The sequence below is a fragment of the Dysosmobacter sp. genome, from assembly GCF_034093755.1.
In the GTDB taxonomy this organism is placed as follows: Bacteria; Bacillota; Clostridia; order Oscillospirales; family Oscillospiraceae; genus Oscillibacter.
On sequence record NZ_JAXEBZ010000033.1, the window covers coordinates 44,236 to 56,750 of the forward strand.

General features: G+C 60.5%; 10 protein-coding genes and 1 pseudogene. 7 read left to right on the forward strand and 4 right to left on the reverse strand.

Annotation, left to right across the window (positions count from 1 at the left end; translation table 11 throughout):
• Positions 1-288: 288 nt before the first annotated feature.
• Positions 289-894 carry a single-stranded DNA-binding protein gene (locus SOX55_RS04295; protein ID WP_325286202.1) on the reverse strand — a complete coding sequence of 202 codons (606 nt, stop codon included), beginning with the start codon at positions 892-894 and terminating at the stop codon, positions 289-291.
• A 149-nt stretch (positions 895-1,043) separates the two neighbouring features.
• On the opposite strand from SOX55_RS04295, the gene SOX55_RS04300 reads away from it, so the two are divergent.
• Positions 1,044-2,201: a DUF2974 domain-containing protein gene (locus SOX55_RS04300; protein WP_325286203.1), complete on the forward strand. Its 1,158-nt coding sequence runs from the start codon at positions 1,044-1,046 to the stop codon at positions 2,199-2,201.
• Between the two features lie 116 nt (positions 2,202-2,317).
• Here the strand turns inward: SOX55_RS04300 and SOX55_RS04305 are convergent, their stop codons facing one another.
• A complete protein-coding gene (locus SOX55_RS04305) occupies positions 2,318-3,070 on the reverse strand; it encodes a FadR/GntR family transcriptional regulator (protein WP_325286204.1) in 753 nt (250 codons plus the stop codon).
• 490 nt (positions 3,071-3,560) lie between these two features.
• Here SOX55_RS04305 and SOX55_RS04310 point away from each other — a divergent pair, with 490 nt between their 5' ends.
• The 6 genes from SOX55_RS04310 to SOX55_RS04335 all read left to right on the forward strand — a co-directional run bounded on the left by SOX55_RS04310 (position 3,561) and on the right by SOX55_RS04335 (position 10,762).
• A complete protein-coding gene (locus SOX55_RS04310) occupies positions 3,561-4,904 on the forward strand; it encodes a GntP family permease (RefSeq protein ID WP_325286205.1) in 1,344 nt (447 codons plus the stop codon).
• Between the two features lie 182 nt (positions 4,905-5,086).
• On the forward strand, positions 5,087-5,389 hold the full coding sequence (locus SOX55_RS04315; protein ID WP_325286206.1) for a hypothetical protein: 303 nt from the start codon (positions 5,087-5,089) through the stop codon (positions 5,387-5,389).
• Between the two features lie 18 nt (positions 5,390-5,407).
• Positions 5,408-7,327, forward strand: a complete 1,920-nt coding sequence (locus tag SOX55_RS04320; RefSeq protein ID WP_325286207.1) for an NAD(P)/FAD-dependent oxidoreductase — start codon at positions 5,408-5,410, stop codon at positions 7,325-7,327.
• A gap of 89 nt (positions 7,328-7,416) precedes the next feature.
• Positions 7,417-8,310 carry a hypothetical protein gene (locus tag SOX55_RS04325; protein ID WP_325286208.1) on the forward strand — a complete coding sequence of 298 codons (894 nt, stop codon included), beginning with the start codon at positions 7,417-7,419 and terminating at the stop codon, positions 8,308-8,310.
• A 34-nt stretch (positions 8,311-8,344) separates the two neighbouring features.
• Positions 8,345-9,436: a Gfo/Idh/MocA family protein gene (locus tag SOX55_RS04330; RefSeq protein WP_325286209.1), complete on the forward strand. Its 1,092-nt coding sequence runs from the start codon at positions 8,345-8,347 to the stop codon at positions 9,434-9,436.
• Between the two features lie 147 nt (positions 9,437-9,583).
• Positions 9,584-10,762, forward strand: a complete 1,179-nt coding sequence (locus tag SOX55_RS04335) for a Gfo/Idh/MocA family protein (protein ID WP_325286210.1) — start codon at positions 9,584-9,586, stop codon at positions 10,760-10,762.
• Between the two features lie 62 nt (positions 10,763-10,824).
• Here the strand turns inward: SOX55_RS04335 and SOX55_RS04340 are convergent, their stop codons facing one another.
• Positions 10,825-11,883: an NAD(P)H-dependent oxidoreductase gene (locus SOX55_RS04340; RefSeq protein WP_442873607.1), complete on the reverse strand. Its 1,059-nt coding sequence runs from the start codon at positions 11,881-11,883 to the stop codon at positions 10,825-10,827.
• Between the two features lie 9 nt (positions 11,884-11,892).
• A pseudogene (locus tag SOX55_RS04345) lies at positions 11,893-12,515 on the reverse strand (lactate dehydrogenase); the annotation flags it as partial.

Here is a 12,515-nt window from a genome sequence, read left to right on the forward strand (position 1 = left end):
TCCCGCCCGGAAGGCTGTCGAAAAAGTCCTTTGGGCTTTTTCGACAGCCTTCACAATGCCTCGCTTTTTTGCCTGCTGCGCAGTCCAAAAAGCTGCCGCTGCGCGGCGCAAACGCTTGCTGCGCAAGCTCTTTGCAGGCATTCGATTCCACACGAGGGGGCTCCCGCCCCCTCATACTCCCCCTGCGAAATGAAACCCTTTTTCACCAAGAGTAGCTTTTTGACAAGCGGCCGGGCGGGAGCATGTGCTCCCGCCCGGTTTGTGTTTCTGGCGGAAAACCCCGCTGAATCAGCCTTTCTCCGGCTCCTCCAGATGCATGATGGACACCTCGTAGGCGGTGCGCTCCTCCGGCCCGCCGTCGGTGACCTTGGTGTACTGGCGGCTCTGGATGCGGCCCTCCAGCGCCACCGTCTCCCCCACGGCCCGGCGGCTCAGGTCCCCCGCCAGCTGTCCCCAGGCGATCACCGGCAGGTAGTCCGCCCGGCCGTACCGCCGGGGCACCGCCAGCATCAGGTCGCAGATGCTGCGGCCCAGGGGCGTCCGCCGCAGAATGGGGGGCTTGCACAGCGCGCCGGACAGCCGGATGCGGTTTACCGCCTCCCCTGCGGGGGGCTGGACGGTCCGGGCGTAAACGCTGAGCACCAGGCGGCTGCCCTGGCCGCTGCGGTTGTTGAAGGAGCGCAGCTGTCCGGCGATGCGCAGGCGCTGCCCCGCGGTCACCATGGGCAGCTGGGCGGCGGTGACCAGAACGGGAAGCCGGTCCGCTTGTCCGGAAAGCCGTGGGACCTCCAGCACAAACCGGTAAAATACCGTGCCGTGATTTTCGTGGGAAAACGCCGGAGCGGTCAGTACCAGACCCTCCAGCTCCGCTTCATTGCAGTGGATGTTGTCCATGACGCAGCACCTCGGTCAGTAAAATTGAGAGTGGTACAGCCTATGAACCTGCCGCTGGGAATAGACCACTTCCCAACGGGAGAAAAGTACAGTATAATGATTCTGAACAGCGGAGACGGGGACCGATGGCCCCGAAAGGAGGAACGCCCATGGCGAATATTCTGGACTATCTGGACTGGCGGGGAGACCTGACGCTGGCCCAGGCACCCTTCAACGAGGTGGACAATCTGATTCTGGCGGAGCTGTCCTTTGTGGATTTCCGGGACGTGGTGCCCGGCAGCGGCGGCAGCATTCCGCTGGAGGACGCGGCAGAGGACTTTTTCCGCCGGGCCCGGCAGGAGCCGGAGCGGGTGGAGATGGGGGCGCTGGTGCCGGACCGGATTCCGGAGCTGCTGGAGAAAATGGCCGCATCCCGCCGCTTCGGTGGGATGCGGCTGGGCTGCTATGCCGAGCATCTGGACACAGAGCAGGCGGAGCAGTTCGCGGCGCTGTCGGTGGAGCTGGGGGAGGGGACGGTGTACCTGTCCTTCCGGGGCACCGATGACACCATCGCGGGCTGGAAGGAGGACTTCCTGCTGGCCTGTCAGCCGGTGATCCCCGCCCAGAAGCGGGCGCTGGAATACGCCCGGGCGGCGGCCCGGCAGTATCCCCGGAAAAAGCTGATGCTGGGAGGCCATTCCAAGGGCGGCAACCTGGCGGTGTACGCCGGGGTCCACTGTCCCGCCCCGGTGCAGCGGCGCATCAGCCGCATCTGGTCCAATGACGGCCCCGGCTTCCGGGAGGAGCTGCTGACGCTGGAGGGCCACCGCCGGGTGGCGGACCGGATTACCTCCATCGTGCCCAAGTCCTCCGTGGTGGGGATGCTGCTGGAGCATGAAGAGGACTATGACGTGGTGGACAGCGACCAGAAGGGCCTTTTGCAGCATGACGGCTTCTCCTGGCAGGTGCTGGGGGACCGGTTCGTCCACCTGCGTCAGGTGACCCGCCAGAGCCAGCTGGGGGACGCGGCGCTGCGCCGCTGGCTGCAGGCGCTGCCGGTGGAGCAGCGGGGCAGGCTGGTGGACGCCCTGTTCGATGTCATCACCGCCTCCGGGGCGGAGACCCTCAACGATCTGAAGGAGGATAAGCTGAAGGCGGTGGGGGCCATGGTGAAGGCCATGGCGGACCTGGACAGGGAAACCCGGGAGGGCCTGTTTGACCTGGTGACGCTGCTGTTCCGCAGCGGCGCGGAGGTTCTGCTGGAGGAACTGCAGACCGAGGGGGAGAAAAAGTCCCGGGCGTGGAGCCGGAAGCGGGAGAAGCCGTAAACCGCCTGCCCGAATATAACGCGCCCCGCATGCCGGACAGAGATCCGTCTGACGTGCGGGGTGCGTTTTATCTGCGGGGGCCGCGTTCCGCTGAATCCGCAGCGGGGGAGCGGCGGTTACTCCTGTTGGGCGGTGCTGTCGGCAGGAACGGCGGACCCGGAGTGGCTGCGGACAAACTCGCTCCAGTTGAAAATGCTCTCGTGGGAAATATCGGCGATGTTGTCCAGATCGCGGTTCAGAATCGCCTGGTAGCTCTTCTGGTGAATGCTGATCAGGAAGTCCTTCTGCCCGTTTTTGATCATGTTCTCAATGGTCTGCCTGCGGGACTTGTGAAGCAGCAGGCAGACAATCTGGTTGATCTGGGTCAGAATCGGATTGTGACCGCATTTGGCCAGCTCCGAGTGAAACTCGCTGTCCAGGGACGCAACGGTGTCAACATCGGGGGATGGAACGTCCAGGGCGACGGTCAGCCGGTCCAGAACCGCTTTCAGGGAGATCAGGTCCTCGTCGGTCACATTTTTTGCCGCCAGGTAGTAGACATAGTTTTCGATGGCATCCCGCAGCTCGATCAGGTAGCAGGGGTCCTTCTCCAGAATGATTCCGTAGATGAAGGGATTGATCAGCTTGGGAGAAAAGCTGGAGCATACATACGTGCCGTCGGCGCGCCGGATTTCCAGAATTCCGTATGCGCAGAGCACCTTCACCGCCTCCCGGACGGAGTTGCGTCCCACGCCCAGGGAACGGGCAAGCTCGCTCTCCGTAGGAATGCGCTGCCCGGGAAGAAATGTGCCGTCTATGATTAACTGAATGATTTGATTGACGATTTCGTCCACGGTCGAACTGACCGCGATCTTCTGAAGCTCAGCCATGAAAGCCTCCACAGTGGTACTTGAAAATAAGATATCCTGCCCTTGAGTATAACGCAGAATACAAAAACTGGCAAGTGCTGATTGCAATATGAAATTGAAACGGAATCGCGGTTTTGCGGCAGGAAGCAGGGGGGGATTCCCGGACAGGACCGGACAGCGGGGACGGCAGTCCGATGAAAGGCAAGGCCAGACCGGCGCCCCGATTTGCTCTTTTTACCATCGTGTCAACCGGGATCATGTACAATTTCACCAAAACTGATTTTTGACAGGAAAGTGCTGTTGACTTTTGTGTATAATGGCAGTATAGTTTAATTAACCTAACATAGGATGTTAGGATATTACGATGAACGGAGGGAGCGCGATAGAAACATTTGCCTAGCAGACCCGCGGAAAAGAGAGCAAGTGATGCGAGGGAAAACTACATAGCATCACAAGCGTGCAGTACACAGCAAAATCTTCACAAAAAAATTAGGAGGAAGGTAATTCAATTATGACGATCGGCTCAATTATTCTTTGGATTGCAGTTGCGACTGTAATAATTCTTCTCTTGATTGTTAAGCTGAAGATCAACCCGACCATTGCCCTGGCGATCGGTGCGATTGTTGTTGGTGTTGCCTGCAGACTCGGCCTGGTAACAACTGCAAGCACGATTGGCACCGGTTTCGGCAATTTGATGACCAGTCTTGGCCTTCCGGTTGGTTTCGGTGTCATTCTGGGCGAATTGCTCAGCCAGTCCGGCGCCTGCCGTGTAATTGCCTCCACGATTATCCGTCACGCGGGCCCCAAGGCTGTTCCCTATGCCATGGCGCTGACCGGCTTCATTCTCTCTGTTCCTGTTTTCTTTGATGTGGCGTTCATCATCCTGGTCCCGCTGTGCATTGAGTTCAGCCGGGAGCTGAAGAAGCCGCTGCCCACCACGGTTGTTCCCACGGTGGCCGGTACCATGGCCGCCCATTTCCTGGTTCCTCCCACTCCGGTGCCTCTGCTGATCCCTGACTACTTCCCCAGCATTAGCATGGGCAAGGTCATTCTCCTGGGCATTGTGATCGGCGTTCCCGTTGTCGCCGCCGTCATGAAGATCTATGACCTGCTGATTCAGCATGGCTGGTGGACCGCGGCCTGCGTCCGTGAGGAGAAGGTCAGCACGGAAGAGTCCGAAATGCCTGCCAACGCGCCCTCCTTTGCCGCCTCCCTGTTCCCCATCCTGCTGCCGGTGGTCCTGCTGGTGATGAGCACCGTCTCCTCCGCCATGGGTGTCAATAACGAAGTCATCGGCTTCCTCTCCAACAAGAACGTTGCCATGATGCTGGGCGCTCTGGCTGCTTATCTGGTTGCCCGTAAGAACATGACCGGCGCCCAGATGGAAGCCGCCGCCAACAAGGCGATGGCGGATGCCGGCGTCGTTCTGCTGGTGACCGGTGCCGGCGGCTCCTTCGCCGCTGTGATCAGCGCCACCGGCCTGTCCGGCATGCTGGCTGAGGCTATGGCCACTTCCGGCGCCGTTTCCAACCTGGCCATCCTCGCTGTCGCCTATGCCATCAGCTTCGTCTTCATCGTCTCCCTGGGATCCGGCACGACTGCCTCCATTACGTCCATGACGATTATGTCCGGCGTTCTGGAAGCGACCTCCGCCACCATCAACCCCTATTGCGTTGTGCTGGCCTGCATTGCCGGTACCATGTCCCTGCATCACTTCAACGATTCCGGCTTCTGGGTTGTGACCAACATGTCCGGCTTTACTCCCCAGGGCGGTCTCAAAACGTATTCCACGGCACTTTGCATCATGTCCATCCTTTTGTTTACCCTTGCAGTGGTCGGTTCCTTTATTTTCTGATTGCCCCCGCGCGGCAGACCTTTATGGGGCAGCGTTGGCTGCCCCATAAAGGGGGGGCCGCCTGACGAGCGGCTGCACAGCATTGAAACAGACGATTCTGAACGCCGGGCAAAGCCCGCGGCGTTTTTGAGATATACGGCAATTCTGCCGGGAAAGGGGACTTGACAGTGGCGGTTGTGCGAATGTGGTTTGCGGGCCAGAACACCCTGATGATTGCGGTACTCAGCCTGGCCGCGGTGGGCGTTGGCGTGCTGCTCCGGATGCTTGTCCCCAAGAGGAAAATCTTCCTGATGTTCGGCTCTGCGTTTGTGTACCTGTATGCGGAATATGCGGTGACGGAACTGGGGGCCGCTTCCGCGCAGAACATTGCCCTCGGCGGAATTGCCGGCATGGTATTGATGGGTGTGGCGCTTCCCTCGGCTTTCGTCCGCTGGACCTTCCCGAAAGCGGATGAGAAGAACCGGGAGCGCACAGAGGAAACATAATTAAAAGAGGTTATTTGTATGGACTATTCAAAACTGTTTGAACCCATTTCCATTGGGAAAATGCAGTTGAAAAACCGGGTGATCATGGGACCGCTGGGCTCGGCCATGGCGGATGAGAACCATTTCCCCACGCCGGTGCAGGCCCGGTACTATGCCGAGCGAGCCAAAGGCGGCGTTGCCATGGTGATGGTGGAGCACACCGGCGTTCAGCTGACGGGCGTCCGCAGCGCGACGGCCACAGGCATGTGGGACCCGGCGGGCCTGCCCGCATGGAAGCGGGTGGTTGACGCCATCCACGAAAACGGGGCCAGGGCGGGCATTCAGCTGGGCCACCAGGGTTCCTGCACGGATTACAGCAGGATTCTGGGCGGCGAGTGTGTGGCAGCCTCCCATATCCGCTGCTACAAGATTCAGGAAAAGACCCGGCCGATGACGCTGGAGGAGATGGAACAGTTCAAGCGCGACTACGTGAAGTCGGTTCTGCTGGCAGTGGAGGCGGGCTTTGACACCGTGATGTTCCACATGACAAACGGCTACTTCCTGGCGTCGTGGCTCTCCGGCAGAACGAACAAGCGCACTGACCGCTATGGCGGCAATCTGGAAAATCGGATGCGCTTCCCGCTGGAGGTGGTTGCCGCGGTGCGGGAGGCTGTCGGCCCGGACTATCCGCTGATGGCCCGTCTGGCCACCCGGGAGGTGAACGGAGGCCGCAGTCTGGAGGAGACCCGCATCATCGCGCGTGCCCTTCAGGACGCGGGCATCGACGCCATTGACCTCAATTCCGGCTCCTGGAGCGAATATGACTGGGAGTTCCCCTCCTATTTCCAGCAGGAGGGCTTCCTGCTGGAGGACGCGGAGAAGATCCGCAGATCGGTTCATATTCCGATTATCAGCGGCGGACGGATTACGGAGCCGCTGATGGCGGCACAGGCCCTGGAAGACGGCCGGTGCGATATCATCTCGGTGACCCGGGCGATGCTTGCGGACCCCTTCTGGCTGAAAAAGACGGAGCAGGGAGAAACGCAGAGTATCCGCCGCTGCATTGCCTGCACACGCTGCATCAATGACCGGGAACACGGCGGGCTGATCTGCAACGTCAACCCCTTTGAGCGCCGGGAGGAAGAACTTGCCATTCATCCCACGGATTCCCCCAGGCGGATCTGCGTGGTGGGCGCCGGCGTGGCCGGACTGCAGGCCGCCTCCGTGGCCGCCCAGCGCGGGCATCACGTGACGGTTGTGGAAAAGGAGGCAATGCCCGGCGGCATGGTGTCCCAGGCCGGCGTTCCTCCGCTGAAGTGGGAGATCCTGAACGTTGTCAGCGCCATCGCCTATGACGCTGAAAAATACGGCGCAGAATTCCTTTACAACACCACTGCGACGCCGGAGTGGCTGCGGGAGCAGAACTTTGACCATGTGATTGTGGCCACCGGCGCCAAGCCGGTGATTCCGCCGATTCCCAATGACGGCAGCCTGGCGCCGTTTACCGCGGTGTCCGTCCTCTCCGGTGAGAACTGGGTGGGGCAGAAGGTTGCGATGATCGGCGGCGGCTGGATCGGCTGCGAGACGGCGGAATTCCTTGCCAAATACCACCGCGACATCACGATATTTGAGATGCTGGACGGAATCGGCTCCGATATGTATCCCGCCATGCGGGAAAAAATGCTCCACTCCCTGGAGCAGAGCAAGGTCCGTGTCATGACGGGCTGCCGGGTGGCCGCTTTTGAAAACGGCTGCGTCAGGTACCTGCAGGACAATGAGGAAAAGATTGCCGGCCCCTTCGATTCCATTGTGTTCTCCGCCGGCATGAAGGCGGACCATACGCTGGAAGAGCAGCTGCGGGCAGTCGGCATTGAGCCGATTGTCATCGGAAACGCCTTCCGCGCGGACCGGATTCACGAGGCGCTGACCTCCGCGGTGGAGGCCACCGTTCATCTATAAGGGCGTGTTCCGGCCGGCGCCGGACGCGCAGTCAAACTTGTCAGCCATACCCATTTAAATAAATTTTAGAAGATTTGGAGGATTTTCAAATGGCACAGAAACATGTTGATGGCATTATCAAATTCCTGCAGAGCGACTTCTGGAACGATTTTATTGAGAATCATCTCCAGCATCCCGATGAGGAAGTCTATCATGCCCATATTTACGGCGATACCTGCATCCATCCGGAATCCCTCAAGAAGGTGATGTTCGCCTATTTTGAGGGCATCGGCCATCCGCTGTCCCGCCGCATTGACCCGGTCTCTCCCCATCCCGGTCAGGTTGGCCTGCACACCATCTATCCCCGGGGCTATGCCCACTTCGACATGTTCAACCGCTTCAATCCGGACGCAGTGCTTGAGCCGATGCCCCTGGACGCTCCGGAGGCTGAGCACGGCCACAACGCCCTGAGCTGGGGCAAGAAGTATCAGGACTGGTACCTGGGCCAGAAGGGCTATCAGTTCCTGACGGTGGGTCCCCGGGAAGAGGCGGAGATCAAGGAGTTCTTCCTGGGCAAGCAGTGGAAGGAAATGCGCAGCTATGTCCACGAGCAGAGCGCCGTTTATCCCCATGTCCATATGAACGTGGAGATCAGCTTCGATCCCAAGGTCCTGGAGATCTACGCCCGTGAGGCCCTGGCCAAGATGGGCTGGACTGTTGAGCGTATCGTTCCCTGCGTGTATGATGTCCACGGCGAGTACAGAGGCAAGCTGGTGTTCGTGCTGGGCAATCCGGAAGAGGTGTTCGACATTGCGTGGCTGTATAACCCCAATGTTGTGATCTGCCGCGCCCAGGAGGGCTGGATCTATGATCTGCCCGGCTTCGATCTGTTCAGCTCCGAAAACTACAACAATGTGCTGCAGGCCGGTGATTTCTACACCCTGACGGACGATGAGCTCCAGCAGGTCTGCGCGTTCTGCAAGACGCTGGAAAAGAAGAAGTAAATCGGACAGAGTTTTTGAAGCGGAGGATAAAAGAATGTATCTTTTCCCTGAACTCGAAATCCCTGAGAAGAAGCTCCGGGCAGTATTGGTGGGCTGCGGTGAACAGGCCACCTGTCTGATGCACGACGCCATTACCTACGTCGCCGCGCTGGACGTGGTGGGAGTCTGCGACCTGAACAAGGAGCGGGCGGATTTTGCCGCCAGGCGCTTCGGCCTCTCCCGTTCTTACCAGGATCTGGATGAGATGCTCTCCTCGGTGAAGGCTGATGTGGCCTTTGTCATCATGGTTCCCCGTCTGGCGCCCAAGCTGGCAAAGAAGTGCGTGGAAGCGGGGCTGGATGTCTATACCGAGAAGCCCCTCGGAACGGACATTCAGGACCTCTATGAGCTGGAAGCCGCGCTGAAAAAGACCGGCCGCAAGCTGGGTGTCTCCTTCAACAAGCGCTTCGGACTTGCCTACAGCGACATGAAGCGGGCAATCGACTCGGAGGGCTTCGGCCACCCGGCGGTGTTCAATGTCCGCTTCATCGGCGGCTATCGTTCCTCTCCCACCGACCTGCTGCGCACAGGCTCCTGCCACTTCTTTGACCTGGGCCGCTACATGATCGGTGAAATCGAGGAGGTCTTTGCCTACAAGTATGAGCAGGCGCCCGGCCAGCACGTGTTTGCCGTCTCCGCCATGTTTGACAACGGCTGCGTCGGTTCTTACACCCTGGGCTCTGTAGGCTCCTGGGCCTGCGGCTATGGCATGGAGGCTGTTGACGTCCGGGGCGACCGCAATATGGTCTGCGCGGACAACGGCCGTGATTTCATGTGGCAGAAGCCCTCGAAGATTCTCAACTCCTATGCCGACGGCGCGTCCAACCAGAACACCCAGGCGGTGGCGGAGCAGGCGGTTCCTGTGGAAATCCTGCGCCCCAATTACAGCAACCCGGGCAAGCTGACGGAGAGCACCTACTTCATCAACGGCAACTTCCAGTGCATTCGCGCGTTTGTGGATGCCATCCTCAAGGGCGAGGAGCCTCCTGTGGGCTTCCACGATGGCATGATGGCCCTGAAGATCGCCATGGCCATTGAAAAGAGCGTTGAGGAAAAGCGGGCGGTCAGAATCGACGAAATCCATTGATCCCTTCATACATCCTGCAGATGTCCGGCTTCCGGTCGGACATCTGCGGCATTTGAGACAATCCGGCGTGCGGCAGGGAATCCATCTGCGGGATGGATTCCCTGCCGCGGACAGACAATATCAATTCTGAAAAAAGGAGGAGCGCCTGTGAAAAGAATTCAGATCGGAATGATCGGCGCGGCAACCGGCGCATTTTTGCATCTGGATGCCCTGAAATATATCGGCGGCATCCCTGTGGAGCTGAAAACCCTCTGCTACAACAGAAACCGGGAGCGGGCAGAGGAAAAGCGCAGAGAGTACGGCTTCGCGTCGATCACGGACGATTACCGCACGATGCTGGCGGACCCCGACATCAATGTGGTGGATATTGTGGGAACCCCCCTGACCCACACGCAGATGATCCGGGAGGCCGTGGAGGCAGGCAAGGATGTGATCTGTGAAAAGCCCCTGACCGGCTATATTGCCAGGGAAAGCGATCCCCGGCCGGTTGGGGAGAAGGTCTCCAAACTGACCATGTACCGCTCCGTTCTGGAAGAGATGGACGAGCTGCGCTCCGTGGTGGAGAAGAGCGGAAAGCACTTCTATTACGCGGAGAACTTCGTTTACGCCCCCTCCGTGCAGAGAAGCGCCAACCTCATCTGCCGCAAGAAGAGCAAGATTCTGATGATGAAGGCCTTCTTCGGCATGAAGGGTTCCAGCTCACCGCTGGCAGGCGACTGGGAGAAATTCGGCGGCGGCTGCTGGTACCGCAACGGCGTTCACCCCCTGGGCGCGATTCTCTATCTCAAGCAGCAGGAGGGCAAGGCCCGGGGCGAGGAGATTTATCCTGTCAGCGTAACGGCCGATATGGGGCGGGTCTCCGGCATCCTTACGGAGGAGGAGCATGTGCATATCAATGCCCATCCCTTTGACGTGGAGGACAACAGCACGGTGACCATCACCTTCTCCGACGGCACCAAGGCCACGATTATCATGTCCGACACCGTGGTGGGCGGCTCCCAGAATACCATCGATATTTTCACAAACGATGGGGCGATGGAGTGCAAGCTGCTGATTTCCGATGAGCTGCGCACCTGCTTCATGGATGACAAGGGCATTGAGGACGTGCTGATTTCCGAGCTGAACAAGGACAAAATCGGCTGGTACAACGCCTTTACCACAGACGCCATTTCCCGTGGCTATGTCGGCGAACTGCGGGAGTTCCTGACGGCCATTTCCGAGGACCGGAAGGCGGACCTGGACTTCGACTTTGCGTATCTGATTATGAAGGTTGTTTACGGCGCGTATGTGGCCGCCGAAACCAACAGCAGATTCGTGTTTGAGTAACCGGAAAAACTGGAAAAACCATTAAAACACCGCCCGTGCATGGAGTGCACGGGCGGTGTTTTTTATTCCTCGCAGAGCTGACGGCGGATCCGCAGGCCGAAGTCCCGCAGCCGGTCCTCAATCCCCGGCAGACGCATGGCGGAGCCGGCGTCGTTGGCCGTCTCCAGCAGGCAGCACCGGGGCGGCAGGTAAAACCCCTTGTTCATGGACAGGGCGCTGATCACCTGCCGGGCCACAATGTCGCCGCCGGAGTAGCCGGACACCACAATGGCGTACACCGCCTTCTCCGTAAAGGAGGTGGTGCGGTACAGGGCCGTCAGCCGGTTGATGCAGGCCGTCAGGTTGGCAGACAGGGCGTCGTTATAGTTGGGGCACAGCAGCAGCACGCAGTCCGCGTCCCGCACCGCCGGATACACCTCCTGCACCATGACGCCGCCGTAAAAGCAGCCGTCCTTTTCACCGAAGTGGAGGCACATGGTGTAGGGGCACCCGGCGCAGTCCTCCAGGGTGCCGTTGCGCAGGCCGATCTCCCGGATGTCGCAGCAGTCCGCCAGATACTCCCGCACCCGGCTCCACAGTGCCCAGGTGTTGGAGGTGCGGTGGCTGGAGGCGTGGAGCACGGCGATCTTCGGCCGCTGCTGCCGGGGAGGCGTGAAGGCGCGGACCCGGCGGGCCAGGTCCGAAGCCGCCAGCACGTAGGCCTCATCCAGGGAACAGCCGGCGTTTCTGGCCTGCACCGTAAAGTTCCGCAGGTCGCCGGTGGCCTCCACCAGCGGCCGGCCCACCAGCAGGCACTCCGCGCCGCACACCGCCAGGGCCAGGTCCCGGGCGGTGGCCTTGGTGTACAGATCTCCCACGCCGTCCACCAGAATGCCGGCGGTGGAGCCGGAGAGGCAGCCGGGATGGGTCCGCAGCCAGGCCAGCAGGTCACAGAAGGCGTGGTTCACGCCCGTTTCGTCCAGAGACACAGCGAACAGCAGCCGCCGGCCATGGAGAGGACCGTCCAGCCCGTCTGTGACGCGGACCGCCTGCCCCTCCAGAGCCCGGCGCAGCACCCGGCGGCAGCGGTCCTCCGCCTGCCCGCCGGGGCAGATCAGGGTCAGTTCCTCCAAAGCAAGCATCCCCTCCTGTCAGATGATGGCGGAGAGCAGTCCCTCCGTCTCCCGCAGCCGGGCAAACAGATCGTCCGGCATGGCCAGAGACTCCGTCTCCAGACCGGCGGCGGTGTAGCGGTTGCGGCAGCCGAACCATACGCCGCCCAGATACACGGAGCCGCAGTGCCACTCTCCCCGCAGCAGCAGCAGAATCTGCAGCGCGCCGGAGGACAGGGCCGGGGCCACGTAGGGCTTGAAGCCCAGCTCCCGGATGCGCAGGTTGGCCTCCACCACCTCCCGGGTCAGCGCCAGGGAGGCCTCGTGGTCATAGTGCTGAATGGAGTCGGCGATGATCAGGCCGTTGCCGTGGGGGCCAAAGCTGCGGCCCTCGGTGAGAAAGGCGGCGTAGCGGGGATTCCGCTTGGCGTAGTAGGCCGCCCGGGCGTTCATCACCCCCAGGCCGAACCCCTGGACCTGCTCGGGCCGCAGGCCCTGGCCGTCCCAGACCCCGTTCTCGTCCCGGTTGCTCTCCAAATAGGCGGTCTTGGCCAGCGGGTCCACCGGGTCGGACACGGCGCACCACAGGCCCTGGAAATGGGACGCCCGGGCCATCTTGGCGTAGTGTTTCACGATCTTGGCGTTGTTTTCAAACTGGTACA

Coding starts and splice junctions, on each gene's coding strand:
- SOX55_RS04325 (WP_325286208.1), top strand. CDS start 7,417: ATGGCACAGAAACATGTTGATGGCATTATCAAATTCCTGCAGAGCGAC.
- SOX55_RS04300 (WP_325286203.1), top strand. CDS start 1,044: ATGGCGAATATTCTGGACTATCTGGACTGGCGGGGAGACCTGACGCTG.
- SOX55_RS04320 (WP_325286207.1), top strand. CDS start 5,408: ATGGACTATTCAAAACTGTTTGAACCCATTTCCATTGGGAAAATGCAG.
- SOX55_RS04295 (WP_325286202.1), bottom strand. CDS start 894: ATGGACAACATCCACTGCAATGAAGCGGAGCTGGAGGGTCTGGTACTG.
- SOX55_RS04305 (WP_325286204.1), bottom strand. CDS start 3,070: ATGGCTGAGCTTCAGAAGATCGCGGTCAGTTCGACCGTGGACGAAATC.
- SOX55_RS04340 (WP_442873607.1), bottom strand. CDS start 11,883: ATGCTTGCTTTGGAGGAACTGACCCTGATCTGCCCCGGCGGGCAGGCG.
- SOX55_RS04315 (WP_325286206.1), top strand. CDS start 5,087: ATGTGGTTTGCGGGCCAGAACACCCTGATGATTGCGGTACTCAGCCTG.
- SOX55_RS04330 (WP_325286209.1), top strand. CDS start 8,345: ATGTATCTTTTCCCTGAACTCGAAATCCCTGAGAAGAAGCTCCGGGCA.
- SOX55_RS04310 (WP_325286205.1), top strand. CDS start 3,561: ATGACGATCGGCTCAATTATTCTTTGGATTGCAGTTGCGACTGTAATA.